Origin of the sequence: Erythrobacter mangrovi (genome assembly GCF_013260645.1) — a bacterium.
In the GTDB taxonomy this organism is placed as follows: Bacteria; Pseudomonadota; Alphaproteobacteria; order Sphingomonadales; family Sphingomonadaceae; genus Qipengyuania; species Qipengyuania mangrovi.
In genome coordinates this window covers 2695163-2721338 of sequence record NZ_CP053921.1, presented here as the reverse complement: position 1 = coordinate 2721338, position 26176 = coordinate 2695163, and the positions used below count along the sequence as shown (strand labels likewise).

The 26176-nt window shown below is 58.9% G+C and carries 24 protein-coding genes and 2 pseudogenes; 8 read left to right on the top strand and 18 right to left on the bottom strand.

The annotated features are described in order from the left end of the window. Positions 1-13: 13 nt before the first annotated feature. The gene (locus tag HQR01_RS13550; RefSeq protein ID WP_173215438.1) at positions 14-1636 is read right to left on the bottom strand and encodes a sulfotransferase family protein; all 1623 of its coding nucleotides are present in this window, start codon (positions 1634-1636) and stop codon (positions 14-16) included. A gap of 402 nt (positions 1637-2038) precedes the next feature. Next, positions 2039-2287, bottom strand: a pseudogene (locus HQR01_RS15285) (IS481 family transposase); the annotation flags it as partial. A 150-nt stretch (positions 2288-2437) separates the two neighbouring features. On the opposite strand from HQR01_RS15285, the pseudogene HQR01_RS13545 reads away from it, so the two are divergent. Continuing rightward, positions 2438-2671, top strand: a pseudogene (locus HQR01_RS13545) (transposase); the annotation flags it as partial. A 293-nt stretch (positions 2672-2964) separates the two neighbouring features. Then, positions 2965-3069: an integrase core domain-containing protein gene (locus HQR01_RS15445; protein WP_407644594.1), complete on the top strand. Its 105-nt coding sequence runs from the start codon at positions 2965-2967 to the stop codon at positions 3067-3069. Positions 3070-3478: 409 nt separating this feature from the next. Here the strand turns inward: HQR01_RS15445 and HQR01_RS13535 are convergent, their stop codons facing one another. The 11 genes from HQR01_RS13535 to HQR01_RS13485 form a co-directional block, all read right to left on the bottom strand. Beyond that, positions 3479-4483, bottom strand: a complete 1005-nt coding sequence (locus HQR01_RS13535; protein WP_234030179.1) for a polysaccharide biosynthesis/export family protein — start codon at positions 4481-4483, stop codon at positions 3479-3481. A gap of 653 nt (positions 4484-5136) precedes the next feature. After that, positions 5137-5226 (bottom strand): phytanoyl-CoA dioxygenase family protein, encoded by a 90-nt coding sequence (locus HQR01_RS15275; RefSeq protein WP_234030323.1) that lies wholly within the window; start codon positions 5224-5226, stop codon positions 5137-5139. 464 nt (positions 5227-5690) lie between these two features. Next, positions 5691-6476 (bottom strand): DUF5672 family protein, encoded by a 786-nt coding sequence (locus tag HQR01_RS13525; protein ID WP_173215434.1) that lies wholly within the window; start codon positions 6474-6476, stop codon positions 5691-5693. 1 nt (position 6477) lies between these two features. Then, a complete protein-coding gene (locus HQR01_RS13520; RefSeq protein WP_325064517.1) occupies positions 6478-7866 on the bottom strand; it encodes a glycosyltransferase family 2 protein in 1389 nt (462 codons plus the stop codon). A 979-nt stretch (positions 7867-8845) separates the two neighbouring features. After that, a complete protein-coding gene (locus tag HQR01_RS13515; protein ID WP_173215432.1) occupies positions 8846-9508 on the bottom strand; it encodes an ABC transporter ATP-binding protein in 663 nt (220 codons plus the stop codon). Next, a complete protein-coding gene (locus tag HQR01_RS13510) occupies positions 9505-10287 on the bottom strand; it encodes an ABC transporter permease (RefSeq protein ID WP_234030177.1) in 783 nt (260 codons plus the stop codon). Before HQR01_RS13510 ends, HQR01_RS13515 begins: the two co-directional genes overlap by 4 nt. A gap of 3 nt (positions 10288-10290) precedes the next feature. Then, positions 10291-11415, bottom strand: a complete 1125-nt coding sequence (locus tag HQR01_RS13505; protein ID WP_173215431.1) for a capsule biosynthesis protein — start codon at positions 11413-11415, stop codon at positions 10291-10293. Between the two features lie 151 nt (positions 11416-11566). After that, positions 11567-13120 (bottom strand): capsular polysaccharide export protein, LipB/KpsS family, encoded by a 1554-nt coding sequence (locus HQR01_RS13500; RefSeq protein WP_173215430.1) that lies wholly within the window; start codon positions 13118-13120, stop codon positions 11567-11569. Position 13121: 1 nt separating this feature from the next. Continuing rightward, positions 13122-13940 carry a 3-deoxy-8-phosphooctulonate synthase gene (gene kdsA, locus HQR01_RS13495; RefSeq protein ID WP_173215429.1) on the bottom strand — a complete coding sequence of 273 codons (819 nt, stop codon included), beginning with the start codon at positions 13938-13940 and terminating at the stop codon, positions 13122-13124. Then, complete coding sequence (locus HQR01_RS13490) at positions 13940-14758, bottom strand: 3-deoxy-manno-octulosonate cytidylyltransferase (protein ID WP_173215428.1); 819 nt, start codon at positions 14756-14758, stop codon at positions 13940-13942. Before HQR01_RS13490 ends, kdsA begins: the two co-directional genes overlap by 1 nt. A 6-nt stretch (positions 14759-14764) precedes the next feature. After that, a complete protein-coding gene (locus HQR01_RS13485) occupies positions 14765-15793 on the bottom strand; it encodes a KpsF/GutQ family sugar-phosphate isomerase (protein ID WP_173215427.1) in 1029 nt (342 codons plus the stop codon). A 75-nt stretch (positions 15794-15868) separates the two neighbouring features. Here HQR01_RS13485 and HQR01_RS13480 point away from each other — a divergent pair, with 75 nt between their 5' ends. After that, on the top strand, positions 15869-16057 hold the full coding sequence (locus HQR01_RS13480) for a hypothetical protein (protein ID WP_173215425.1): 189 nt from the start codon (positions 15869-15871) through the stop codon (positions 16055-16057). Here HQR01_RS13480 and HQR01_RS13475 read toward each other — a convergent pair. Beyond that, on the bottom strand, positions 16040-16576 hold the full coding sequence (locus HQR01_RS13475; RefSeq protein WP_234030176.1) for a sterol desaturase family protein: 537 nt from the start codon (positions 16574-16576) through the stop codon (positions 16040-16042). The two genes, HQR01_RS13480 and HQR01_RS13475, sit on opposite strands and share 18 nt — an antisense overlap. Before the next feature lie 270 nt (positions 16577-16846). Between HQR01_RS13475 and HQR01_RS13470 the strand changes: the two genes are divergently transcribed. Next, positions 16847-17626: an SDR family NAD(P)-dependent oxidoreductase gene (locus HQR01_RS13470; RefSeq protein ID WP_173215421.1), complete on the top strand. Its 780-nt coding sequence runs from the start codon at positions 16847-16849 to the stop codon at positions 17624-17626. Here HQR01_RS13470 and HQR01_RS13465 read toward each other — a convergent pair. After that, on the bottom strand, positions 17606-19084 hold the full coding sequence (locus HQR01_RS13465) for an LTA synthase family protein (RefSeq protein ID WP_173215419.1): 1479 nt from the start codon (positions 19082-19084) through the stop codon (positions 17606-17608). The two genes, HQR01_RS13470 and HQR01_RS13465, sit on opposite strands and share 21 nt — an antisense overlap. A gap of 97 nt (positions 19085-19181) precedes the next feature. Here HQR01_RS13465 and HQR01_RS13460 point away from each other — a divergent pair, with 97 nt between their 5' ends. After that, positions 19182-20558: a capsule biosynthesis protein gene (locus HQR01_RS13460; RefSeq protein WP_234030175.1), complete on the top strand. Its 1377-nt coding sequence runs from the start codon at positions 19182-19184 to the stop codon at positions 20556-20558. Between the two features lie 43 nt (positions 20559-20601). Here HQR01_RS13460 and HQR01_RS13455 read toward each other — a convergent pair whose 3' ends face one another. After that, complete coding sequence (locus tag HQR01_RS13455) at positions 20602-21498, bottom strand: phytanoyl-CoA dioxygenase family protein (RefSeq protein WP_325064548.1); 897 nt, start codon at positions 21496-21498, stop codon at positions 20602-20604. A gap of 682 nt (positions 21499-22180) precedes the next feature. On the opposite strand from HQR01_RS13455, the gene HQR01_RS13450 reads away from it, so the two are divergent. Continuing rightward, positions 22181-22921, top strand: coding sequence for a thermonuclease family protein (locus HQR01_RS13450; RefSeq protein WP_173215415.1), 741 nt, complete (start codon positions 22181-22183; stop codon positions 22919-22921). Between the two features lie 12 nt (positions 22922-22933). Here HQR01_RS13450 and HQR01_RS13445 read toward each other — a convergent pair whose 3' ends face one another. Together HQR01_RS13445 and HQR01_RS13440 are read right to left on the bottom strand one after the other, a co-directional pair. Continuing rightward, positions 22934-23605 (bottom strand): DUF6946 family protein, encoded by a 672-nt coding sequence (locus HQR01_RS13445; protein WP_173215413.1) that lies wholly within the window; start codon positions 23603-23605, stop codon positions 22934-22936. A 95-nt stretch (positions 23606-23700) separates the two neighbouring features. Next, entirely contained in the window at positions 23701-24804 is a 1104-nt protein-coding gene (locus HQR01_RS13440) for a Fic family protein (protein WP_234030174.1), read from the bottom strand. A 472-nt stretch (positions 24805-25276) separates the two neighbouring features. Here HQR01_RS13440 and HQR01_RS13435 point away from each other — a divergent pair, with 472 nt between their 5' ends. Together HQR01_RS13435 and HQR01_RS13430 are read left to right on the top strand one after the other, a co-directional pair. Beyond that, entirely contained in the window at positions 25277-25468 is a 192-nt protein-coding gene (locus tag HQR01_RS13435) for a helix-turn-helix transcriptional regulator (protein ID WP_173215409.1), read from the top strand. Between the two features lie 42 nt (positions 25469-25510). Further along, the gene (locus HQR01_RS13430; protein WP_173215407.1) at positions 25511-26026 is read left to right on the top strand and encodes a hypothetical protein; all 516 of its coding nucleotides are present in this window, start codon (positions 25511-25513) and stop codon (positions 26024-26026) included. Positions 26027-26176 lie beyond the last annotated feature (150 nt).

Here is a 26176-nt window from a genome sequence, read left to right as displayed (position 1 = left end):
TTGACGCCTTAATTCAACGAAGTTGACGCCCTTCGCCCATGCCGTGCAGAATATAGTGCGTCAGTGCATCAAGCCCGGCTTCCGCCACGTCAGGGTTGGCGATTAGGTACGCTTCTGCATCGAATAGCCCTTTTTCTTTTAGTAGCCGCCGTCTTCTCGCTGCTCTAAATTTTCCCGGCAGTAGAGTTAGGAACCAGCCACTTACTGATTTCGGTCCGAAACCACTCAAAAGGACACCAGACACATTCCTCAGCCAAGCGGTCTCCTCCGCAGCGGAGATTTCAGCCCTCTCCTTCTCACTCAGAAGCCGGGTCAACGTCGCAATCTCTTTGAACCTATCGGAAATGCGCGATCGTTCGCGCTGAAGTTCCCCGTCTAGCCGTTCGATGTCCTTGCGATACGCAGCTTCAGCCTCTCTTGCTCTCTCCTCAGCGGCATCAGTCTCCGCGCGTCGAGTATTTTCGGCTTCTGCTACCCGTCGTTCAGCACCTTCAATCTCCGCTCGGGCCATCGCAAGTGCCGACGACAACTCATCTGCCTCAGCGCTACGCTGAGCCAATGCGCTCTGGGTGTGAGAGAGCTGGCCTTGCAACTCGTTGGCCTCAGATCGAAGATTGTCCAGTTCCGCTTGGGTCTTGTCTAAAGCTGATCGCACACCCCCGAGTTGTTCGGTCACCTTTTCGCAACGGGATTCGGCATCCTGAAGGCTGGATTCGACAGTGTTGAGCTTCCGTTCAGCATGCTGGCCGACCGCCACCAGACGAGCGAATGCTGGTGCCGCACCGTCAAAGTCTGTGCGGATACGGTCCAACACAGCATAATCTTCCTCCCGCTCACCTTCCTCAGCCCAACGCAGAAAAATCGCATAGCTCTCACGCAACCAAGCTGAGAGTAAGGGGTTGTCCGATACGCTTTTGGCAGAATGCCGGTGGTGACGCAGACGATCGCTGAGGGATTGATCGATCTCGCTGCTCACCAGTGGCGACAGCCTGGGCCAACTAATGCCCAGAGCCGCCTGTGTTGCCGCGACAAGGCCGGGCCAACCGGCGAGCATCCCCTCGTATGAAGTATGAAGCCGCGGCATCCCGCGTGTTGCAGCCTCTGCATCAAGCACGTGCCTCAACCAAAGCAAATGGCCGAGTGCGGGATTAAAGCCGTCGCGGTTTGCCAAAGAATCGGCAACCTCCAGCGGATTTCGCACTGGTATGACGACAGCAGGCTTAACTCCGGCTTCATCAAGCACGTCCAGCCAAAATGGCGCAATGCGGCAAATGCGTGGATCCTTGAGTACGAAGAGCGGTGAGCTACCGAATTCGTCCTCCAACAAAGTAAGCGCTTTTTCCTTGAATTCGGCAACGCGAGGAGAAGAGTACCAGCCAGGATTGACCGGCAACCAGTCCCACCATTGAGTACCAGCCGAGCTCAGCAGCTCATCGTCCATCTGCGATATGGGCAATGATTCCCAGTGACCGGTTTCGTTGGTTTCACCGCCACTCATGAGTGTCTTTGGCAAATCGCATCCCAGCAAGCTGAATACGCGGGAGAGAGCGCTCGTCCCCGAGCGGTGCATACCTAGGATAAGCACCCCGATACGTTCGCGCGGGCGAGGCTTGCGTGCCAAACTGTTCTGAATCATGGGGCCTCTTCTAGCCACGACGGAAGCATTGGCAACCTCTAGAGCGTTCTGCGGACAACGTGAATCGAAGGATTCCTGTGGGTTCTATTTTGTGATGCAGGCGCATTGGAGGTGAGCCGTGGGTAGAGCGTATTCATCGGATCTTCGGTCACAAATTTACGGACCGATTGCGAAGAGCGGTTATCCTTGCGCAGCGTCAGACACCAACGGGTTCGCTGGCGCCCGCCAAGCCAAGTCTACCTGCGCGCAGCGGCGACCCTCGGCAACCTGTTCAGCCAAAAGAGCGAAATGGCCAGCGCGACCCTCAAGGCACACGGGACATAATTCCTCTACCCACCACCAGTTTGGTCCAGGGATTTGATGGTGCGGGATTGATAATAACTGCTGGGGTTCCTTGGTTCAGCATTTGCAGATCTATTTGTATGGCGTGAGGTCATGGAGGGGTTTGAGCCGCTTTGCAAAGTTCTAGGCGTTGTGGGTTGCGACGAAGTTGGCGACGCGCTCTCGCAGGTGATCGTGCGTTTCGTAGTAGAAGCGATTTACCGTTGCTTCCTTGATCGTCGGGTCCATCCGCTCGACGTCGCCGTTGATTCATGGATGTCTTGGCTTGGTCGTCCGGCGACCGATGTGGTTCCTGGCGCAGGCATATTCGGAGGCTGTGCCCCGTCAGCACTAATGGCACAGATTTGAGGTTGTGATTTAAGGAGTGTTGGGGCCTCATCTTCGTCCCTTCGTCACTACGACGAAGCCCCAACACTCCTTGAAGAAAGATCGCCTGCGAAGGCCCCTGCTGAGCAGGCGGTGAAGGACATCCGGAGACAGAGCCGTCGCAATTTCTCGGCCGAAGACAAGATCCTCATCGAGCTGGATGGCCTGCGTGGCGAGGACAGCATCGCCGAGCTGTGTCGCAAGGAGGGTATCGCTCAGAGCTTGTATTGCACCTGGTCCAAGGACTTCATGGAAGCCGGCATGCGTCGCTCCGCTGGCGACACTGCTCGTGCTGCCACCACCGGCGAAGTGCAGGACCTGCGCCGTGGTGATCGCAAACGGGCACCGAGGGCACGCAAACCAATGGTGCTGCCGAATGGTCCGAACCAACGTTGGTCACTCGACTTCGTCTCCGACAGCCTGATTTGCAGTCGGCCCTTCCACATCCTGAACGTGGTCGACGACTTCTCGCGGGAACGCCTGGTGCTGGTGGCCGATACATTGCTGTCAGGGCACGGGTAGCTTGCGAACTGACCTCTTCGGCCATTCTGCGCTGGTCGCAGGAGCGGAAGGTCGAATGGCATTATATCGCACCGGACAAGCCAATGGAGAACGGCTTGGTGGCAAGCTTCAATGGCTGTCTGCGCGACGACTGCCTCAATGAGACGCTGCTCACCTCGCTGGCTCACGCCCGGATCGTGCTCGCTGCCTGGCGGCACGACTAGAACAACCTCAGGCCACACTCGAAACTAGGCGGGAAGACCCCCGTCGAGACCGTCGGCGAACGTGTCTGGGGCAGGCCCCCAGCCACGTTGCCATCCCACTAAACATCAATCACGTAGGAGAAAGACCCCACTTCTGCATCGTAACAGTCAGGGGAACACTTCGCGCCACACAAAGATGGCTGGGTGTGCAAACAATGCGAAGAGCACCTGCTAAGTGACGAAGGGATGGAACGCTTGCTCGCGACTAAGGACCATCATCGCCTAGGACTGCCCCTCAAAGTACTCCATCCACGCTTGGCAGGTATCGTCAGCCCCGACCGATCAAGTTCCGGCTCAGCGCCGCCATTCAAGCGAAGGAGCATCTAGCCGGAGGGGCATCGATTTCTCTAGCTAGCACGGCCGATGCGGTTCAATTATTGCCGTTGAGAACCCTCTCGAGGGTCACCAACGGGTAGAACAACTGACTGAGAATCTGCACCAGTTTAGTAGGCTGGTTCGCCTCGGCATTGCCCACATAAAGCACGTCCTTGTCACTCATCGCGAAACGCTGTGCGAGGATGTAGCTGCTCGCCTCCGTCATGTTGAGGTGAAAGACGGTGGGCACCTCCACGCCGTCTTGCCCTTCGAGGATACGGAAGACGAAGATCGCCCGCGGATCGCCAGCGTTGGGATTGGAACCGCCCGCGAGCGCCACCGCCTCGGCGAGCGATAGGCTGGGACCGGGAAAGGCGATCTGGTTGCTGCGGCCCGCCGCGCCAAGAACAGAAAAACTCTGTGGAGCACGCACAAGCAAAATGCGGTCGGCAGGGAAGATACGGATATCCTGTTCAGGCTGCGCCAGAATGTCGCTCATCCGAAACTGGCCAAGTGTGCCCTCGCGCTGGATCCGTACAAGAATATCCTTGATCTCGCCGGTATTGCCCCCAGCAAGCGCAATTACGTCGGAAAGACTTTCCTGATTGGTTGGTAGCACAAGTCGGCCCGGATTCCGCACGTCGCCGCCGATGATGACTGAATTGGTCAGTCCTTCGGAAATCGCCACCAGAACTTGGGGGTTCTGAGACTTGCCACGCAACAGTCGGCGCAGCAACACTTCGATCTGGTCAGTGGTCTGGCCATTGACCGCAACTTCACCTACGAAGGGGAAGTTGATCGTGCCTGTATCACTTACACGGAACGGCGGGAACCGCTGGCTACGTACAGTGGGATCGATGCCGGAAGGCGCCGCGGCCACAACAGAACCCGCGGCCCCGCCGAACAGCGTCACGCCCGTTTCATATAAGGCAATCTCAAGCACGTCGCCCGGGCCAACAAGCTCAGTTGGCGCTGGCGGCGTGTAGTTTTCGGCAAAGACCGGAGCCGGGAGCGCGCTAGCGGGCAGGTCAGCGAAGTCGCGCAGTTCGACCAACTTCATCGGCAAATTACCAATATCGTCAATGACCTGCGACCTGACCTGAGCCCCTGTCGGCCCGCTTGAGGGGATCGCCGCACACCCAGCCAGAAGCATCGTCAGTGCAGCGAGGGCAGCACCGGAACGGAGCCGGGAGCGTTGCGGACGGAAAGCAAAAAAAGCAAACACTAAGTTATTTCCTCAGGACATACGCTGCGCGAGGGGGCCGCGCCCGCACCGCTATAATATTCTACCAGTAAGGCGCAACACATCCTCACCGGCAAGCGCTACCATACCTCAACGAGCGATCAAACCAGCCCTTGACCGTCGGCCGGAAGCCTCTTCGGAGCCCGAACAGCTTGTTCGCACAAACCCCTCACCATGGTAATGATTAGGCCGTACTCGGGCGTCTCTAATTGCCGTGATCTGCTTCAAGTCAAGCGCGCCCAGCGCCACGTCAGAAAAGGCGAGGGTGTAATACAAGCAGTCTTCGAAGTAAGAATGCGTCACATGCCAGTAGCTTATACGCCGGGGAGGAGTCAGCAGGCCGCCTCCTTGGGGCAAGTTGGCGCACCAAATCAGCGCTTGGCCCTTGCGGGCAAGAAAGGTTTCTGCCGCCGCGCCTTCAGCCTCGCACTACGCCGCCCAGGCGAGCTCAAATGGATTCTGCGCCGAAACTAGTGATGTGCCCGCCCCTCGCCGACCGGCAAGCGGTGTGAGCCCGGATAGTAGAACAACGGTCCCGCATCAATCGTGACATCCTTCATCGCCAACCAAACACCACACATGAACTTTTCCGGCTGGCCGAAAAAAGATGCACAATATCGGAATGCGGACGTTGCTGGGTCTCGACTGGGAAATTGAGTGTTTGGAAAGGGAAGGCAGTTCGGCCGTAGAGCTTCGCAAGCAACTCCGTTACGCCGGGGCTCGAAGCGATTGCCTACACTCCCTCGTTAAAGCGCCACGCATCCTGTATACGACGTTCGACGCATGTCTTGTCGCTATCGGGATTAGCGAAATCAACACCGTAGCAGGGTGCCAAAGCAGCCGTGATCCGGTCGATTCGCGGGTCAAGATTGGGATCGGGAAAATTGAACACCGCAAAGCCGCGTGTGTGTAGTTCGAGCCCGACGCGCGTCACCTCATCGTTCAGATTGAGACTTGGCACCAGCGCCGGGAAAAGTGGCGATTCAACCAGCGGGAGACCATGCAGTGTATATCCGTTATGTTGTTACCCTCGCCATAACGCGTCGCGGAGCCTGTCTGTCAACAGGCTGAGCGCCCGCTCAGCACCGCCACGCCCAGTGGCCAGCTGCCGCATCAGGCTTCCGAAATTCTGCCGCACACTCGTGCGCTCGTCGAGCCCGCGGTAGATCCGCCAAAATGCTTCACGGCCCAAGAGGCGAGGCATGTGCCACACACCATGATACCCGAAACTGGTATCCGGACTCCCCGCTCGCTCTGCCGAGAAAGCATCGGCGAGTTCCCGCGGGGCGAAGCGCAAGCCATGTGTCTCCAGCAAGGCGCGATTGTGCCGAGCGATCGCCAGGTCCTCTGGGTGGGACGGATGGAAGGCAGCATCGTGGCACGCCTCGAGCAAAGCGCGACTGCGTAGCGAGAAGCCACCATTGCCGACATCGAGTCCATCACCAAACTGCGGCCAGCTTGCCCCTAGATAATCGTATTCGAGAAACGCGGGCCGCCACCGTCTCGCATCGATCACGTAGCCATCCCATTGCACCAATAGCACGTGCGAAGTCGCAACATGGACAGCAAGTTCCCGCAGAACGAAATTGGAGTAGGCGCGAGCGGATTCGAGCGGACGAATCACAACATGTTCCAAGCCCGGAGGGAGCAAACCGGGGTCGCAGTCGGTCAGCAACTTGGCTGCCCCGAAAGCGATTGCGCCCATGCTTTTCTCAAGCGCGGCCACAGTTGCCGCGACATTAACCGAGGTGGCTGCCAGAAGGGTCACATCTGGCAGGGCGAGGCGCTGCTCAAGGAAGGTAGCGTTCATGCTAAATCGCCAACGCGAACTGCTCGCTCGCCCGGCTGAGGTGCGGGTGATGATAGGGATCGAACACTTCGTCCGTGCGCCAGCGGTGCTGAAGCGCTGCAAGCTCACTCGCGAAGCGCGTCGCGCCAACTGGGTCCCGGTCGGGCCCGCGCGATACTGACTCGTGGTGCACCAGCACCGCACGCGGCTCATAGAAGGACTGCCAGCCGCGCCCGTTGAGCCTGAGGCACAGGTCGACATCGTTGAAGGCAACTGCAAAGGAGTTCTCGTCTAGCCCGCCCACAGCTAGAAACCGTTCGCGCTTCACCACGAGACAGGCCGCAGTCACCGCAGAAACGAATTGAGGTAGTGCATGGCGCCGAAAATAACCCTCCTCCTCATCAGGCTTGAGAAAGCGGTGTGCGTGCCCAGCCGCGTTGCCCACGCCAATCACTACGCCCGCGTGCTGCAACCGCCCGTCTGGGTAAAGCAGTTGGGCGCCAACTGCGCCGACCTCGTCTCGCAGAGCTTGAGTGGCCATGATGGCCAACCAATCGGGCGCAAGCATCTCGACGTCATTGTTAAGCAGACAGAGGAGCTCACCGGTCGCCTCAGCGACGGCGCGATTGTTGATTGCGGAGTAGTTGAAAGTGCCTGGATGGCGCATCACGCGTATTGTGAGTCCCGGTCGGCTGTGCCCAGGAAGCGCGGCGAGGAACGCGACCGTTGAGGGGTCATCGCTGTCATTGTCGACCACAATCGCCTCAATTTCCGGATAGTCCGCAGCCGCAAGACCATTGATACAGGTCGCAAGCAAATCCATCCGGTTGCGGGTCGGGATGATCGCAGTAATGCGGGGGAGCGCAGGCGCGATCGAAACGGCGGGGAGCGGTAAGCACGGCTGTGGTCTCTGGCGACGATGATGAAGGACCTGACGTAGGTGCACTGCACCGCCCCCTTCAGCCACCGCTCGATCAACGAGCGCACCTGCCCAGCCAGCTCCCGCTTCCGCTGCCGTTGCCAACCCATCATACCCTACACGCAAGATGCAGGCCCCGGTAAGATAGTCATGATGGCGGAAAAGTTCGGCATTCCAGTCGGGTTTGAAATGGGGGGCGGTTCGGCGACCAAGAAGGTCGCTGAGGTCATCATCGGCGAAGATTGCGGTGACGCCCGGCTCACCCATCGCGGCACGATAGGCTCGCGCCGCTCCTATGGCCAACCGGTCCCCGGCGAACAACGGAAGCAGCCATGCTTCGCAGCCCCAGTAGGGCAAGTCGGCCAGGCGGGCGAGATCAGCGGCGGGATCGTCGCCGACGATCAGCACGTGGACCCCTTCCGCGGCGAGCGAAGCGAGCGTCTCTTCCAATCCTGAGGCTCCGGTCGGGCAGGCCACCAGCGCGATGATCACTGGTGCGCCAGGCGGGCTAGGAACAGCGATTTGCGCTTGCTGCAGCACCCACCGCTTGTATGCCCTTGATGACCTCGTAAGCAGAGGCGCAAATTGACCGCGCGCGCGAACTCGCTTGCGCAGCAGCCACCACTTACAGGCAGTAAGATAGGGACCAGGGGCAAGTCGAAGCGCGTCGAAATGTATCCTCAAAGCGAGCAAAAAAAGGACAAGTCGATCGAAGTGCCCTCGGCGGATATGGCAAGGCGGGCATTCCTCAGCTTTCCCTCGCTGAGTAGGCAATGAGACGGGCATATTATTTCGATTACTTGATTCACCTGGGGTGTGCAACGACGCGAGGGGACTGCGGCCTTGCCGTGCTAGCAAGGTATCATGCAGTTAGGACTATCCATTCCAGATTACCCGATAATCCAGCACCGCGACTTAGCTGCTGGTTTGCCTAGGGCGAGACAACCCCCACTTAGGCACTCGTCTGCTTCCCGCTGACCTACCCCAGCGGGCAGCCATTGCTCCCACTGATTAGCAACCTCTAAGAAAAAGCCTTGGTCAGTACCTTCAACAATCTGGCCTTGGGCGATTAAAAGATGACCACCACCCTGCCCGACAGCACCAAGTATCGTCGAGACCTGGAACGCCGAATCGCGCTTCAAGGATCGCAGCTGAACAATTGCAAAAGGCCGACTTTCTCGACGCTACCACCTACGATCCGGCTGCGACTTCCGATCTCGACGGCATTCCGCCTTGGAACCGCAAGGCTCTCCTCTTTGGGCCATTCTAGGCAGTTCGGAAAGGGCGCCTACGAGGACTCGGGAGAACGAACCCAACTTGGTCAGAACTCATATCCGCTCGAACCGTACCTAGCGCAGCCATGAAAACCTACTAGCCACTTGCCACGCCTAATCTTGTTTCGACTTCCGCCCCTCACTAGATCAACTTCCCAAAGAACTATCAGGGCTTAAACGCTATATCCGGCCTGGGATTATCCCGCCATTCTCGACATGCCTTCATAAGCCTGTATTGCCAAGTCTACTGTATCATATTCTCGAGCAACACCACCTTCCAAGAATAGTGCCCTATTGCAATATTTACGAATTGTATTCATGTCGTGACTTACAATAATCATAGCACAGTGCGCTCTCTTTACGAACAATTCGTCATGGCATTTATTTCGGAAAATCTGATCTCCGACGAGCATGACCTCATCGATTAGATAGCAATCAAAGTCGATTGCTAAGGACAGGGCAAAAGCAAGACGCGCCCGCATCCCTGAGGAGTATGTCTTTACAGGCCTTGTCAAGGCGGAGCCCAGCTCCGTAAATTCTTCCACAAAGCCCCGAATATCACTGTAGTAGGTGCCGTAGACCCTGGCGATAAATCGAGCATTGTCGTATCCCGTCAAGCTACCCTGAAAGCCTCCACTAAATCCAATCGGCCAGCTCACGGTCATATTTCTTATGATTTTCCCACTATCGGGATACTCAACGCCTCCGATTTGCTTAATTAGAGTGGACTTTCCCGCCCCATTTCTTCCGATTAGCCCGATTTTTTCACCACGATCGACTGAAAAATCTATTCCCCTTAGTATAGCTCGACGACTATGGCCGGACTTATAGCTTTTATGAATGTTGACACACTTAATCATTCGATCACCAAATGACGCCGGACATAACGACACAACAACAACCCAATTGTCATACAGGGCAACGAGAATGCCAAAGGGTATACAAAGTCATACGTTGGACCAATTGACGGACCAAACAGACCATGCCGCATCATTTCCATGCCATGAACTGGTGGAGACCACAGGACCACGGAAGCCGCCTCAGGCGTAAGTGCGCTAACAACATAAAAGGCGCCAGAAAAAGGAATCATCAAATACGTAGTTACGGGTACCAATTTTTCCAATATTTCGTTAAATTCACTTAGTGGTGCTACCACCAGGCAAACAGAAAATGTGAACAATGCATAATACGCCCAGCCGAGTATAAATAGCCCGAGATCGTATGGCCAAGGGAAGAAACCCAATGCCCCAAGCACTAATACTATAAAAAGGTAAGCCATCATATGGCCGACCAACTCTACGAGGAAGCGAACGAGCAAAAGGTCAAGAACTTTGATTTGCCGGTGATACATGAGACTGCCGTTCGCGGTAAAGCTGTGGACAGCTCGCGAAATTGAGTGCCGAAACAGCACCAGAGGTACATAGCCGCTAACCACGAATGCCATGATGTCTATGCCAAACTCTATCGGCCCCTTCGTGGCCCTCCACAACAGTCCAACCAATACTGCGAACAGTAGTGGTTCTGCCATTACCCAGAGAAATCCGATGTTCTCCCGTCCAAAGCGAGTGGTGAGCTCACGTATCATCAGGGCTTTGAGAACGCGGATCTGAATATCCCACCCCTTCGCCAATGACGCCACGGCCTAATCCTCCGGGGCGTGTTCGAGGATGCCCACCACAAACATCCAGATTATGAAATACAAGCAAAGGGTAAACCCAAGAACGGTCAGCACGGTCCTCAGCGCTTTGGGATATTCTGGTTCATCTGGAACGTTCGGGCTTACCACCCGCTCGAGATAGAATTGTTGCTTAAGTGCGTCGGTCCGTGCACCTTCAAGCGATGATTGGGCGAGGACGAGCAATTGCGAGGCCAGCTCTTGCTCGAACACCAGCGCATCATATGGAGGCAACTTGCCGCTGATGGTATTGCCTTCTCCGACCACACGTTCGGTCTGGCGAGAGATTTCCCGAGTGAGCGAAGCGATCTGTTCGCGCAGGGCGGGTATCGCGGGGTGATCGGGCGTAACGCTACGAAGCGTCGAGAGTTGTGCCTCAAGCGCGGCGCGTTCGGTTATAAGCCGGTTCGCAATTTCCGCCACGCTTGCCGCCTCTTGGAGCGGGTCGACCACCGATGCACGATTGCGATAGGCAGCGATCGCTTGTCGTGCTTCGGTAACACGCTTTTCGGCCTCGACCACCCGGCTCGTCGCCTCCTCAATCGCCTTGGTGCGTGCGTTTTTATTAAGCTCATTGACCAAATTCTCACTCTGCCGGAGCAGGAGCTCATTTATTTCCGCAGCTTCCCTGGGGTCAAAAGCGACAGTCCGTAGCACCACCATACCAGTGTCTGTGTCCCGCCGAATCTCAACCTTACCCCGGTAAAAGTCAAAAAGGTTTTCAAAACTACTGGTCTCCCAGAATCGAGGGAAACGAGAAAGAAAATCTATCTTCCCATGGCCATAGAGTTCGCGCACCGAGAGTTCTTTCACAAGAACTTCTAGAGCTGACCGAGAACGGACATATTCAATAACTTGGTTCGATTGTTCCTGACCACCGGAAAGACCGGTCGTTTGGATCAGGTTGGCAATCGAGGTTACCTGTGAGCTACGCTGGTTAGGAGACTTTACAACGAAGCGAGACTCCGAGACATATTGGCCAGAAGCAATGCCAAAATAGTAGATCGAACTCAACAGGACCGGAAGCACGACCCCTAAGAGGAACCACGGATTGCGTCGCGATTTTTCGACGAGTTTGCGAATTAGGTTCATGGCGGGCCCTATGCCGATGTGGTAAGTGCGGCGCCAGAGCAAATGTGCAGCATGACCATTTGTACTGGTAGTTCGGATGCCCCAACGCATTGCCTGCATGTCGGGGAGCTCAGCCTCAAACGATTCCGATCAGACGGAGCCAACGTTACGGTCATCGCCTTCCCGCCTTCAGCAAGTTATTGATTTTCCCTATAACACGCCGAAACGACACAATGGTGCGCTCACTTTTTCGCAACTTCAAAGGGCCGATGTTCAGGCGCTGAACCAGCACTTCCGCAGGGCACGGCAGGCCGGATAACGGATCGAGGTAGCGTGGATATAGCAGCAGGGCAGCCGCCACCATTTCGTCGAGCGTGCGGCGGGTCGTCCGGCGAGCGGGCACGGGTCCGCGATCGATGGTCAGACCCCACCCGGCGTAGAACGGCACCCCGTGGACGGTCACCCTCTTACCGCGCATCAGTGCCTCGAACCCAGCGAGCGAGCTGTTCACGTGCAGTTCGTCGACCATGTCGATGAGCGCCGCCATCGGTGTGTTGGTCTCGACCCGGTCGGCGAGAGCGGCCATTTCGCGCTCGGGAATCAGTCCGCGGCGGTGACCCGCCAGCACGTCGGGATGCGGCTTGTAGATGAGATAGGCGTCAGGGCCGGCCTCTGCCCGGGCGCGGCGCAGCAGTTCGAGGTTGGAGGACAACGCACCACCGCTGGTGACGGCGCGATCGTCCTCGACCTGGCCCGGGACAAGCACATGGCGGCGATCACCGCCGAAGCGCACGAGCGGTTCGCCGCTACCCTTCTCGTATTTGGAGAGCCCCCCGGCAACAACCGCGGCGCGCAACGCACCTGCGCGGGCGAGGAGTTCCGTCGAGAACTTCCCATCTTGCAGGAGGCGTTCGATCCCGCTCGGCGCGCCGGGAACAAAATGCGGCCCCTCTTCGTCGACGATAATCGAAAGCGGCGGGACGCAATCCGCGCCGAGACCGGCGGATCGAATGAAACCGTCTTCAATCTCGAAGACCGGCGGTGACACCATTTCCAGCTTGCGCGCCTGTGCGGCGGAAATCCGGGTTCGCCATAATGCCACCGCTCCGCCCTCTGGCAGGTCGGTAAGCGACCGGTTGTACGGCACCGGGCTACCTGCCCACAGCAACGCGGACACGGTCGGTTTCTTCCAATGGGCGATGCCCATGACCGAATGGATCCGGCGGTTGGCATCAATCAGCGCACGCCACATGCCGCACAGGGCAATCGCCTCCAGAGCCGAGAGCGCGCCGCCGTCAAAGGGGTTGTGCCACTGCCACCCGGCAAGGTGCGCTTCGAGAAGCCGTTCTGCGTCGGCCTCTCCTGCCTCGCGCTCGCGGCCGTTGTCGGATACCAGCGTGACCGGCACCTCCGCGGCGAGCGCAAGCAAGGCGCGTGGATCGCCTTCGGACAGGCGGGCACAAGCGGCGCTATCGAGCAGGGTCCATGGATCGCACGTGGCAGGCCACGCAAAGGCTTCCGGCAAGGGCTTCGCCGTTCCATCGAGAACTGACACGCTTGCAGGATGAGGCAGTAGCGGCCCCCAATAACAGCCTCCTACCCTGTGCTTGGCCAAAGCAGTAAGCAGGGCGGTCGGATCGCCGGTGACGGTGCGCCCCGGCGAGGCGAAGCGCGGCGCGCGAGCCCCGGGAAAGGGCGGAATGGCAAGGAGCGGAACTGGCTCCATCTCAGTTCAATGCGGCGATAGCGACAATCTTGCGCAACAGCGCAGGAAGCTCGGCAAGCGGGACCATGTTTGGCCCATCCGACAAGGCGCTATCCGGATCCGGGTGGGTCTCCATGAACAGCCCATCGACCCCGACCGCCATTGCTGCTCGTGCGAGCGGTTCCACAAACTGGCGCTGGCCGAGCGAGCGATCGCCGCCGCCGCCCGGAAGCTGGACGCTGTGGGTAGCGTCGAAAACCACCGGCGCGCCCATCTCGCGCATAATCACCAGCCCACGCATGTCGACGACCAGATTGTTATAGCCGAAGGTCGACCCGCGTTCGCACAGCATGATCTGCGGATCGGCAACTCCCGCATTCTCCGCCGCCGCCTGCGCCTTGCCCAGCACAGCCGCCATGTCAGGCGGGGCCATGAACTGGGCCTTCTTGATGTTGACCGGCCGACCACTGGCAGCGGCAGCCATGATCAGATCGGTCTGGCGGGCGAGAAATGCCGGGGTCTGAAGCATGTCCACTACCTCGGCCACCGCCGCGACCTGATCGGGCAGGTGCACGTCAGTAAGCACAGGCAGGCCGGTTTCGTGGCGAACCTTCTCGAGAACCCGCAGACCCTCCTCGATCCCGTGCCCCCGAAAACCGCTAACCGATGTGCGGTTAGCCTTATCGAAACTGGCCTTGAAAATCACCGGCAGATCGAGCTCTGCGCCGATCTTGCGCAGCCGCTCAGCAATCGACAGGCACATGGCCTCGCTCTCAATCACGCAGGGGCCTGCTATCAGGAATGGCGGCGATCCAGGCGCGCGGTGGAAAGAGGGCAACATCAGGCAGGCTCCAGCCCTGCACGCCGGGCCAGTTCGGCCTCGATCAGAGGGACGTCGGTAGGGTTGTTGAGTTCAATCATTTCCCAAGCGGGCGCTTCGCACACTGCCACCCCAACGGGCAAGCCCGCATCGAGAAACCGCAATTGTTCTAGGCCCTCCTGGAGCTCGAGCGGCACCGGCCCGTGCGATGCATAGTCCTGCAGCGCCGCCGGGCGGTAGGCGTAAAGCCCAAGATGGAGCAACACATTCTCGCGCGGCACAGTGCCGGGCGGGACGTGGGGAATGATCGACTTGGAGAAGTAAAGGGCGCGACCCGTGCTGCTGCGCACCACGGTGGTACCCCCGACCCGGCCCGCGGCGGCATCGGACTGGAGGTGGGCGAGAACGGCCGGGCTGGCGGGCACCGCGACGGTTGCCATCGCGAGCGACGGATCAGCTTCAATCAGCGTCGCCAACGCCGCGACAAACGCCGCGGGTGTCAGCGGTGCGTCGCCCTGCAGATTGACGACGAGATCAGGCTGCTCGCCAAGCACCTCCAGGGCCGCCGCGCAGCGTTCGGTGCCGTTGGCGCACGTCTCTGGGGTCATCACCACCGCCATGTCTTGAGCCTGACAGAGCTCAGCGATGCGCTCGTCGTCGGTGGCGACGACGCAGCGGGCATTGCTGCCGATCTTCCGCGCCGCGGCGAGCCCAGCCTGCCATGTATAATGCAGCGCCGGACGAGCTATACCGTCTGCGCCGATCAGCGGGGCAAGCGGCTTGGCCGGGAATCGCGTTGAGGCCAGCCGCGCCGGAATGATAATCAGGGTGGAGTTCATCGCCGCTCAGGGCGCGATTGCGGTCGAAGGCGGGGTCGCGATGTCGTAAATCTGAACTACGCCCAAGGGGATGCGCGGCTGTCGCTCGTCCACGACGAACAGCACGGTAATTCGATGGGTGTTCATCAGTTCGAGCGCTTCCTGTACCGTCGCCCCGCTGTTAATGGTGCGCGGCGCATGCGACATTACGTCAGCGGCGGTGTTGAACACGAGGTTGCGCGCGTGGCGTCGCAAGTCGCCGTCGGTGATGACCCCAACCAGTTCACCTGCTGCATCGACCACTCCGGCCATGCCGAGGCGCTTTTCGGTCATGGTAACCAGCACGTCTGGCATGGGCGTTTCCAGCCCAACCAACGGGAGGCGTTCGCCGGAGTGCATGACATCTTCGACGCCGCGCAACTGTAAGCCGATCGCGCCGCCCGAGTGCAAGAGGCGGATATCCGGGCCGGAAATGCCGCGCGCGCGCATCGTCGCGACGGCAAGCGCATCGCCCAGGGCGAGCATCATGGTCGACGAGGTCGTGGGGGCAAGACTTGAGGTGCAGACTTCCTCGATCTTGGGCAGGCACAGGCCGAGGTCTGCGGTGCGCATCAGCAGCGAATTGGGATTGCGCGACACACCAATCAGCGGGCAGCCGATGGTCTTGGCATAGATGCACAGCGGCTGCACTTCGACGGTGGCCCCGCTGTTGGAAAACACGATCAGCACATCGCCGGGGCTTACCATACCGACATCGCCGTGCGCGGCCTCTCCGGCGTGGACGAACAGCGCCGGCGTGCCCGTCGCGGCGAGGGTCGCGGCTATCTTCCGGGCGATATGGCCAGACTTCCCTATCCCGGAGACGATGACGCGCTGCTTGCAGCCAAGGATCATTTCGACCGCTTGGGCAAACTCGTCACCGATCAGACCGTTCAGCTCCAGTAGCGCATCCGCTTCCATGGCGATGACGTTGCGGCCGACCGCAATGTGGGATTCGCGAGAGCTGGCCGTCTGATCGACGGGCCCTGTCGCGATACGAATGCTGGGAGATACCATTTCTAATTGTCTCTCGATAATCTGTCAGATTGGGCCGTACGACCTGAGGCGCCTTAGGGGGTAGGCGTTTATTTCATGCATGCCGGCCATATCATTTTCGATCTCACCGCTGCTGAAGCCGCGGATTTGCGGGTCACGCTGGTCGAAGGGAACTGCGGCATCACCGAAGCGCTCAAGCGCGATCCGCGTACCGAAGTCTTCATCACCACGTCTCCGCTTGTCGAAAGTATGCAGGGTCATCGCAATTCAAGTGCCGATGGATGAAGGGATGCGCGTCCCGAAGATACGGTCCCACAACATGCCGGTAATCGCGAAATTGCCCTTCACCCGCAGGTGATGGTGGCGCATGTGGTGCGCCTTCAGCACCCGGCCGAACCGCCCCTTCATTGCGAACTGGTGGCAGGCGTAGTGCACGAGGTCGTACACCACGTAACCGAGCATAAAGCCCAGCAAGAACCAGGTCCCCGCCGGCCCGGCCGTCGCAACTGCGACTACCCATATCAATGCCCCGACCGGAACGCTGACGATTTCGGGCATGAGATTGCGGAGCGGGTCGTTCGAGTCAGCGTGGTGGTTGCCATGGATGATGAAGACCGCACGCTGCAACAACGCCGAGCGCGGCTCGAAATGGAAGACATAGCGGTGCAACAAGTATTCCGTCAGCGACCAGACCAGCCAGCCAAGGACGACCAGCGCCGGCGCCCAAGAGGTTGGAGCGTAGGTCAGCGCCGCTATCGCAATTGCGGGCAATAGCACCGCCCACAGCACGACGAATCTTCGCATCGAGATGACGGTCAATCGTTCGAGTCGGGAGCTACGGAACAAGGTGGCGCGAGGGCGCGATGACGGCAATCCAACAGACATGCATCGGCCCTTCTTCCACTGACCCCCAATGTCAAGACACTTACGATGTATTACGCTGAAATTGCGACGATTTGACTTACCAAAAAGTAACCAGAGAAAAGCTGATAAGTCTTAACCACGTTCATTTCAGTGAGAAATCGATCAGTGCCGATTCTTGACGCCCGGCTAACTCGCTGTCTTGTAGTAAGAATGGCGAAAGAAGCATGCTCCACACACCCCCGCATCTTAATCACGGGCGCCTCAGGAGCGCTTGGTCGCGAGCTTGCCTTCAGGCTCGCACGACCAGGAGCGAGTCTGTCGCTGTGGGGCCGCGACGCCGAGCGGCTTGAGGCGGTAGCGGACGGCTGCCGGGCGCGCGGCGCATATGCGGATGCCCGCTCGCTCGACCTTACCGATCTCGACGCGGCACTGGCCGCGCTGAAACAGGAGGATGCGACCGTCCCCTTCGATATGGCGTTCCTTGTTGCGGGACAAGGAGACACCCTCCCGCCAGGCGCCATGGTTGAGGACCCGGCTCAGGTTACCCGGCTGTGCCAGGTCAATTTCGTGGCCCCGGCAGCAATCGCAGCAGCTATCGCTGAGCGCATGGTGGCGCGCGGCAGAGGACGAATCGCTTTGGTAGGGACCGCCGCAGCATCGCATTCCCTGCCCTTCGCGGCCACCTACGCGGGTAGCAAGGCCGGCCTCGCCCGCTATGCGGATGCGCTGCGCCTGTCGGTCAAGGGTCACGGAGTAAGTGTTACCTTGGTCTCGCCGGGCTTTTTCATAGACACGCGAGCCGGTGGTACAAAACCCTCGATGCCCGGGGAAATCTCGGCCGGCCGCGTCGCCGAGAAAATGATCGCGGCAGTATTGGCGGGCCGTGCCGAGCTATCAGTGCCCCGGCGGTTCTTGCTGCTACGCTGGTTTGACCGGCTGTTGCCGCGCCCCCTGCGCGACAAGATTCTGCTATCGCTCCGCCTCCCCTAAGCGGATGGCATCGAGGATGGTGTGATGGAGCTCTGCCGGGGTAAGGTCGCGCTCTGCACCACTGCCCTGGATCGGCGTCCCATCGCTATCGAAGCGAACCATTACATAGGGCGTGTGCCGTTCCGCGCCGGGTTCGCTCGCGCCTGGGATGCTCGGTCGGTGATCGCCGAAGAAGCATAGAGTCGTGGGCCGACCCAGGCGCGGCAGAGCCTCGAGCAGTCGCGTGAGCATTGCATCGCTGTTCGCGAGAAGCTTGAGGTAGGGGGCGGCGCTGCGCGTGGCGTCCGTCTTGTCGGGAGGCCAGGGGCCGTGGTTTTCGATCGTTACCGCATAGACAAAGCCGGCGCGCGGACTGTCATTCGCGATCGCAATGATACGATCGGCGACCGCTGCATCGGTAACATAACGCCCCTCGCCGGGTCCCGGTGGAGCAAAGGCCTCTTCGCCGACAAGCCTATCAAACCCGGCTCGCGGCATGAGGCGATGCCGCCCATAGAAACGCATGTCATGTGGGTGGACCATGCAGGTGTCCCATGCCGAACGATCGAGCCGGTTGGGAAGCGCCCAGCTGGTCTCGCGATGAGCAGTCAGGAAGGGATCGAAGCGGCGTGTCCCAAGTGCTTCCTCACCGCGTCCGAACAGCACGCCAAACTCGGTCCGCATAGTATAGGCGCCAAAGCCCGAAACCAAGAGCCGCCCGTGCTGCCAAGAAAGCTTTCGCGCCGTATCAAGTCCCGAAGCAACCAGTGAGGTGTCGTCGAACAGCACCGCCGGATCGGTAAAGGATTCGCACTGAACGATCACCACCAACTGGCCCGACCGCCCCGGGATCGTCGGCACGTCACAGGGTTCGGGATCGATAGTACCGCGCCACGCGTGCCAATGCCCAAGGAGGCACGCCACCAAACCGTGCTGCATGACATCAGCCCCGGGATCGGGAACGCTTTGCGGTGCAGGCCAGCCAATGCGCCGAAGCAGCATTGCCAGCCCTCCCCACGAGCCCAGTCCCAGCGCGAGGCCTGCGAACCGCGGCGCCAGATCGCTGCTCGAGAGCAGGGCCAGTGCCGCCAAGAGTCCCGCCACGCCTCCGCCGAGCATCACGACTTGTGTCGGGCGCAGTGCGGTGAGGTAGAACTGCGGGTGCTGGAACACCGCGCCGATCAATGCGAAATCGCTGAACACCAATGGCTCGCCCAACACCCGGCGCTTGACGTTCGAGATCAGCGAAAGAGCTGCAAGCAGAGTCGCGACCACCGCCCCAGACACGAGTGGCGCGCCGGTCAAGAATAGCACGACCCCGAATGCAAGCATCGCGGCGAGAAGCAGCACGATTGTCCCGTGATGACTGCGCGGCCCCAAGGAACGCGGTCCCCGCGGCGCCGCGAAGGCATCAGCGACGATGGCGAGCATTCCCACGAGGGGGGTCACGATGGCAAGATCGTACCAAATCCCGCTCATCGGCTGCTCCTGAGCCTCTTCATCGTACATCCCTCGCGATGCAGTTGTTCGATCTGATCGTGCGCGCCGCTGGTCATGGCGGTCGGCTAGCTTCGAATTGGACCGGAAAGCAAAAACAAAATTCCAGTCCGGCATCGACAAACCGCAATCGGGGCGACTAGGGGACGAGCATAAATTGTACCGCTCCCTGAATGGTCCAGAAAAGAACATGACCGCTCAACCGACCCCATCGTCGATCAATCCAATGATACACTCAGGAACACCTCGCCGCGTGCTGCTGTTGCAGGGCCTGATGGGACCGTTCTTCCGCAAACTCGGGCTGGGTCTACGCAAGGCCGGCCACGAAGTATTTAAGGTCAATTTCAACGGCGGCGACCGAGCTTACTGGCGATTGCCGAACGGAATAGATTATCGTGGTACTTTGTCCGAGTGGCCCGAAGCCTTCGCCCACCTTCTACGCCGGCATCAGATTACCGACGTCATTTTGTTCGGTGATTGCCGCGATCATCACGTCGGGGCGCTCGAAGAGTGCCGCGCACAGGGCGTGACTACCTGGGTATTCGAGGAGGGCTACATTCGGCCTGACTGGGTGACGATGGAGATTGGCGGCGTCAACGGCCACAGCCAGTTGTCGAGAGACCCGCAATGGTATCGCGACCGCTCGGCTGAACTGGCGCCAGTGCCGCAGCACCGGAAGGTGCCGTCATCTTTCCGCCAGCGGGCGATGCAAGGCCTGTGGTACAATGTTGCCGATGTCCTGACCCGATGGCGCTATCCCGGCTGGCACACGCACCGTCCTTGGCATCCGCTGGTTGAAGGCGCCGGGTGGGCCCGCAAGCTCATGCGGCGCAAGGAACAAAGCCAGCAAGGCGCGGCGCTCCTCGCGCGCTTGCAAGAAGGAAACGCCGGCTACTTCCTATTCCCCTTGCAACTCGATTCCGACGCGCAGATTCGTCTGCATTCGCCTTTCGCGGGGATGATCGAGGCGATCAAGCTGGTGCTGCAGTCCTTTGCGGAGCATGCGCCGCCCGGAACACGCCTGGTGGTGAAGGAGCATCCGCTCGACAATGGAGTGCGCGAATGGCAGCTCGAAACTCGCGATCTTGCAGAGCGGTTCGGCATCGCCGATCGGGTGGATTATCTCGCATGTGGCGATATCGAGACGGTTGCCGAAGGTGCGCTCGGCATGGTGACTGTCAACAGCACCAGCGGCACCCTTGGGCTTGGCCGGGGTGTTCCGGTAGTCGTGCTGGGCAAGGCCGTTTATGATCTGCCCGATCTGACCTTTCAGGGCGGGCTCGACCAATTCTGGACACAGGCAACTCCACCCGATGCAGCGACCTTTGCCGCATTCTACCGAGTGCTCATCGATATTTGTCTGATTCCCGGAGGGTTCTTCTCTGACGAGGCTCTCGACAAGGTCGTGACCCATGCGATCGCGCGGTTCGAAGGCCGCCAGCTTTTGCCCGATTGATTACGGCCGGATCGGCGAACCGAATGGCACCAGTCGAAGAGGCTTAGGAGTCGACCGGAGGCCGGGCTTCGCATTTTTGCCAAGGCTGGCCGATGTACTTTTCGAACCTGTCACGAAACGCCCAGAGCCAGCCGATACGCCGTTCGGCTATGCCGGGGAGACTGAGCAGATCTCCCCCCAACCAGGGAAGAAACGGGTTGCGGCGGGCGTAAGACCATATTTCCACCCGCTCTCCCCATTGCTGCGCGGGGCCGCGTGCATGAAATCCAGCGGTATCGGCCACTATCAGAGTATTCGCCGGCATTGGCAGGGCCTCGGCCGGGCCAAAACTCATTTGCTCCAGATCCGCCTCGCCAATTCGCGGCGAACCACGCGCCGAAAGCCGATCGATAGCCTTGGGATCGGCCAGACTGCGGAGATATTCCCATTGGATCCGCTCCGGAGTGAAGCGATGCGATCCGCGAACATAGGTGAAGGGACCTTGGTCCAAGGCAACCGGACGCAGGAAAAGCCAGGCCTTCATCGATGCATGAAAGCTGTCGGCGTGCAGGGTCTCCTGCGGATCAGCCTCGTAGCCCGGGCAGTTGCTGACGATCGTCTGGACATAATGGAGCGGCGTCGTCCGATACGTGGCGACGTAGTGGAACAGGGCCTTGATGTCCTTGCGCTCGAAGAATCTCGCCAATGCGGGGACTGCATTGAGCATCGCTGGATCGACGGCGATGCGCCGCGTGATCGCGTCACCCTGGCGCATCTCGCGCGCCTCCCACGCAGTTCCCAGCAAGGCGTCGCGCAAGCCGGAAAACTCATCTTCCGGAATGACATTCTCGATCACGACAAAGCCATTGCGCTCGAATTCTTCACGCCATGAAGCCGGAACATCGCGGGCAAGACGGCTACGCCGCCAACGCGCCAGACCATCCGCGATCTTCACCCGCATGCGGTGCAGTCCCATGCGATTGAGCCTCCTCGAACCGATCAGGGGGTTGTCGAGAAAACTCTTTGCGCCAGTGCCTAGCTGGATGAACCAGATTGGACTGAGGGTGATCGTCTTGAGGGCGCGGGCTAGAGACATAGTAGAAAAGCCAGACAGGATATGATCCTTGTTTCGATGCCGAGAATCTGGGTCATGTGCACGTCCAAATTATCAAATCGCAGAGCGCTGGGAACCGGGAAGAGGGCAACCTTTGAGCGTTAGCTTGCCAAAAGGCCAAGGCGAGCGCCCACAAGTGTCCGCGCACTTATGGGTCAGAAGTCTGGAGCTTACGCAATCACTTGCAGGCCACGCTTAATGAAAAAATGGTGCCAGAAGAGGACTCGAACCGCTCTCAGAATGTCGCAAAACTGCGAGAATCTTGACCTTGGTTGCTTAAGTGAGGCCCCCGTCGGTGCCCCCAGAATGCATTTTTACCAGAGGATTTGGGTCCCATCCCCGAAAAAACTCAATGATTTCAATAGGTGCCTTTTAACGCAGAACGCGTCAGATCTCCAGCAAATTTGCATGGCCGACCAGCTCCAATGCGATGCATTTGGGGCGGTGGCAACTAGCTCCGAAAATGGGATGCTAAGTGAAACGATAATCAACTCTGCTACAATGCTGCTCGCCGCATCGAGCTGGAGAATTGGCGTTGCTTATCGCACCTGAAGATCCCGGTTCCGAAACCATTCGGGTGCCTGTCCTCAAGGTCTTTGACGGCGATGGCTTCCTGACCCGTATCGACAACCCCCGACGAGGAGCAAGCCTTGAAGTGACAATCAGGCTGGGGTTCATCGATGCTCCGGAGATGGAGCAGCCTGGCGGCATCGAAGCGCGTGACTTCCTTCAATCGCTGATTGGCGGAAGGGATGTCGATTTGGCCATTCTAATGAAAATGGACACTGGCGGCATTGTCGATCGCCACAAGCGGATTGTGGCCGTGCCCTACTTGCAGATGGATCAGAGCAGTGAGGCTAGCGGTGCGGCTTCCCGGCTCGGGCAATTCTTTCGGGGGCTGACTGCACCGTCTCACCGCAACATCGAGTTGGAAATGATCCTCAATGGATGGGCATGGGTGCTTGATCGCTATGGCCCCGATGAAAGCTACTTCGATGCGCTCGAAGATGCTCAGCGAAACCGGCGCGGTATCTGGGCGAATGACGACAACGTTCATCCGTGGGAATTCAAGAAGCAGCGCTACAGGGCTCGTCGAGCGAAACCAAAGCCTGCTTCCCAAACGCCGCTCTTCGACACACCTGAGTCAACAATCCCGTGCCCGATGGAAGGCTGCGATGGCCAGCTCGTCGAGAAGAGCGGGCGTTTCGGAAACTTTCTCGGATGCTCGAATTTTCCGAGATGCCGTCACTCGCGAAACACCGGCAACTAGACCCAGCGACGATCAGATTGGCCTAGCTGGCTTCCCAGACGCCCAGCCGAGATATAGCGGCCTACTTGTTTGTGTTTTCGCCAGATAGAGACGACCCGGTTCTGCCTCGATCCCCAGCAGCCCGCAGAATGCAGCGAATGCGTCAAACCATTTTCGCGTCGGCGAGAACGAATGGACGATCATGGCCGCTGCGTCAGCCTTGTATCTGTCCGCTTCGATCAATGCCGAAACTGTGCGGTGGAGGAGCTGGTAATGGATAGTGCCGGGGATGCTGGCTGCATCGAGACCAAGCGAGCTTGCGAGGTAGGAAAGCCTCTCAATTTTTCCTGGCGAGGCATTCCTGAGCCAGTCGGTAAGCTGGCGATCAAAGGATTCATCGACTTTCCCTTCGATCATGACGGCCACGGTAGAAGGGTCAGCTCTGACGAAGGCAAAAATGTCATTTTGACTTTCGCCTCGTGATGATCCCGGGAGGGCGACTTTGTGCTCTGGAAAGGCAAAGAGCAGCCTAGGTTCGGGCGCAATCGTTTCGAGCAAGACACCGACCTCGGTGGGTATTCCGCGCGCGTCTTCCCAGCACTCAGCTAAGGACTTGGCGGAGTATCCGTCCCGCCATTGTTTGTCTGGTTCCGCGAGGAACTTTCGCCAAGCGTCCGCTCCCTCCGTGGGCACATAGAATGGCATTTGCTTGCCTCCTCGCGGGATACGGATTGCAGCGATTTATCCCGCAATTCCGGAAATCGCGAATTTGCGGGATAAAACCATATTGTTCATTTCGCTCACTCTGCCTCCGGCTCCCGATCCACGAACAAGGCAACCAGCGGCTGATTGATGTAGTAATTGTTGCGACCTTCGCGGTGCTTGAACAGCATTCCGCTTTCGGCGAGTTCATCGAGATATTTGGTCGCTGTTGGACGAGAAACCCCAATCTCCTCCTGAACGAATTCGATGCGCGTGTACGGGTGGCGGAAGAGGTTGTTGAGGAGGTCCTGTGAGTAGATTTTCGGGTGCTCGGTTCGCATCCTTCGCTTCGTCTCGACCATCAGACCACGGATCGCTTCGACCAACCGTAAGGTTTCAATGGCAGTCTCCTCCACGCCCTTGAGCATGTAAAGAAGCCACTCTTCCCATTCACCGGTTTCACGTACGACCTGGAGCAGGCGATAGTACTCTCCCTTGCTCTGGGTGATGTATCGGCTGAGGTAGAGGATTGGGATATCGAGCAACCCGCAGCGTGTGAGATAGAGCACGTTGATGATGCGCCCGATGCGCCCATTCCCGTCCGGGAAAGGGTGGATGCTTTCGAACTGGTGATGGATGATTGCCATCCGAGTCAAAGGGTCGAGATCGACCCCATCACCATCTTCGTTGATGAACTTTTCCAGCGCCCCCATTTCATCGCGAACTTCTTTCGCATCCTGAGGCGGAATGTAGACGAGCGCGCCCGTTCCCTCGTTTTTGAGGGCGGTGCCCGGTGTTTCGCGGAAGGTTCCATCGGTCTTCTTCAGAATGCGGAAGATAGCGATGAGCATGTTGTTCGTGAGCAATCCGTCGAGACGCCGTTGCTCGTCATATCCGTACCGCAGTGCGTCCCGATATCGGGCCACTTCCTTTGCCGCAGGTGATCCCACACTTTCGGGGAATGCATTGAGCTGGAAGAGCTCATCTTGCGTCGTGACGATGTTCTCAATTTCGGAACTCGCTTTCGCTTCTTGAAGCGACAGCGTGTCGATCAGAATGCCCTGATTGGGGATGGTTGCAGCGCGGCCTTTAAGTTCGGCAAGGTAGCGATGCGCGCGCGCAAGTGCTTTCAGCACGCTGGGCGTTTCAGTAAGGCCGGGGGGCGGCAGGTCCGGAATGGCGTAAGTCGGTTTGAGGGCCACAGATCGTCTCATGCAAAGAATATGCGGCAAGACTTATCACGATTGCCAGACGTGTAAAGATTTTTCGATTTTCTTTGCATGTTCGTATCAACGTGCAAAGCGAAAGCACGTTTGCTTGTCATTTCGGCTCAAGCTGCGATTCGCGCGAAAACCGGTCTCCCGACGCACCAGAACCGTAGATTCGGACCTGCATTGCCTAGGAGCGGACACCAGCAGGAAAAATTCTTTCAGTCCCGGACTGTCCATAGCGATCCAACATCGTCCATCCGACATTGCGGAACGACATTAGTTCTCTTTTTGTTCTTTCCTACAGTATTGCGATTCGCATAGCTTGGCCAGCGTCACCTAAGCCAAGGGTGGCGCTGAGTTGGAACTCTGATTGCACGATCCGTAACGGCAAACTGAAAGCAACCCATCGTCGCGAGGGGACAAGCGGCAACGGTGACAGAACCCTGAAGCAAAGGAGTCTGTCATGTCGAATATCGAACTACTCACCTGCCATGAGGTCATGCGCCTCACCGGCATTCGCAGCCGGACAACGATCTGGCGACGCATCCGCCGGGGTGCCTTCCCTCATCCCATCGACATTGGCGGCGGACGTATCCGCTGGCGGTCCACTGACATTGAGCAGTGGATCGAGGCCCTCCCCCTGCGCAGCTATTGACCCGTCCAAAGCGGGCAATGGCCCGCAGAAAGCCGATCCCCCATGTCTATCCTTTCCGTGATCAACGCGGCCCTGCAGAAGCATGGCTGGCTGATCGCTCGCCTTCCGAGCGACGAAGAAGCGCGTGCGGCCCAGCTCGTAGGATTGCTTGTTGAAGACAACGCCGATGGGCGCGCCCGTCGCCACACATTGCAGCCCTGGCTATGGTACGAACGCCCGGTCCGTGAGCGGTTTGAGGGGCAAGAGTGTTGCCTGACTGTCGAGGGCCCGATCTACCGCAGCAGGGACGGAACCGGGTATCCGCTTGGCAGCCAGCTTCGCACCGAATTCGGGTGGCTGGACCTCACGCCAGAAGAAACCAACCAGCTTGCAGATGAGGTTCGATCAGCGATCGACCTCGTACTGCTTCGCTGGTTCACGCGCCCCGATATGGTGGATCGCCAGTTGCCTTCCCGCCAGTCGCGGGATCGATACTATGACGACTATGTCGCCCGTAATCTGATCCTGTCTGCGACGCCTCCAACTGCACGCATGGAGCAAGACGTCCATGCCAATTGACCGGAGAAAGACGGGAGAAAGAAGGGGCCACGATACTGCGTATCGGACCCGTAATTTTCATACACACCCCACGCACGTGTGCATCAAGGATTTATGCGGGATTGAGAAGATGCGGATAGCATCGCGTTCAGGCCCCTTACCCGGAATCCT

Coding starts and splice junctions, on each gene's coding strand:
- HQR01_RS13550 (WP_173215438.1), bottom strand. CDS start 1,636: ATGATTCAGAACAGTTTGGCACGCAAGCCTCGCCCGCGCGAACGTATC.
- HQR01_RS13535 (WP_234030179.1), bottom strand. CDS start 4,483: ATGAAGTTGGTCGAACTGCGCGACTTCGCTGACCTGCCCGCTAGCGCG.
- HQR01_RS15275 (WP_234030323.1), bottom strand. CDS start 5,226: ATGAAGGATGTCACGATTGATGCGGGACCGTTGTTCTACTATCCGGGC.
- HQR01_RS13525 (WP_173215434.1), bottom strand. CDS start 6,476: ATGAACGCTACCTTCCTTGAGCAGCGCCTCGCCCTGCCAGATGTGACC.
- HQR01_RS13515 (WP_173215432.1), bottom strand. CDS start 9,508: ATGATTAAGTGTGTCAACATTCATAAAAGCTATAAGTCCGGCCATAGT.
- HQR01_RS13505 (WP_173215431.1), bottom strand. CDS start 11,415: ATGAACCTAATTCGCAAACTCGTCGAAAAATCGCGACGCAATCCGTGG.
- HQR01_RS13500 (WP_173215430.1), bottom strand. CDS start 13,120: ATGGAGCCAGTTCCGCTCCTTGCCATTCCGCCCTTTCCCGGGGCTCGC.
- kdsA (WP_173215429.1), bottom strand. CDS start 13,940: ATGTTGCCCTCTTTCCACCGCGCGCCTGGATCGCCGCCATTCCTGATA.
- HQR01_RS13490 (WP_173215428.1), bottom strand. CDS start 14,758: ATGAACTCCACCCTGATTATCATTCCGGCGCGGCTGGCCTCAACGCGA.
- HQR01_RS13485 (WP_173215427.1), bottom strand. CDS start 15,793: ATGGTATCTCCCAGCATTCGTATCGCGACAGGGCCCGTCGATCAGACG.
- HQR01_RS13480 (WP_173215425.1), top strand. CDS start 15,869: ATGCATGCCGGCCATATCATTTTCGATCTCACCGCTGCTGAAGCCGCG.
- HQR01_RS13475 (WP_234030176.1), bottom strand. CDS start 16,576: ATGCGAAGATTCGTCGTGCTGTGGGCGGTGCTATTGCCCGCAATTGCG.
- HQR01_RS13470 (WP_173215421.1), top strand. CDS start 16,847: ATGGCGAAAGAAGCATGCTCCACACACCCCCGCATCTTAATCACGGGC.
- HQR01_RS13465 (WP_173215419.1), bottom strand. CDS start 19,084: ATGAGCGGGATTTGGTACGATCTTGCCATCGTGACCCCCCTCGTGGGA.
- HQR01_RS13455 (WP_325064548.1), bottom strand. CDS start 21,498: ATGCGGGTGAAGATCGCGGATGGTCTGGCGCGTTGGCGGCGTAGCCGT.
- HQR01_RS13445 (WP_173215413.1), bottom strand. CDS start 23,605: ATGCCATTCTATGTGCCCACGGAGGGAGCGGACGCTTGGCGAAAGTTC.
- HQR01_RS13435 (WP_173215409.1), top strand. CDS start 25,277: ATGTCGAATATCGAACTACTCACCTGCCATGAGGTCATGCGCCTCACC.
- HQR01_RS13430 (WP_173215407.1), top strand. CDS start 25,511: ATGTCTATCCTTTCCGTGATCAACGCGGCCCTGCAGAAGCATGGCTGG.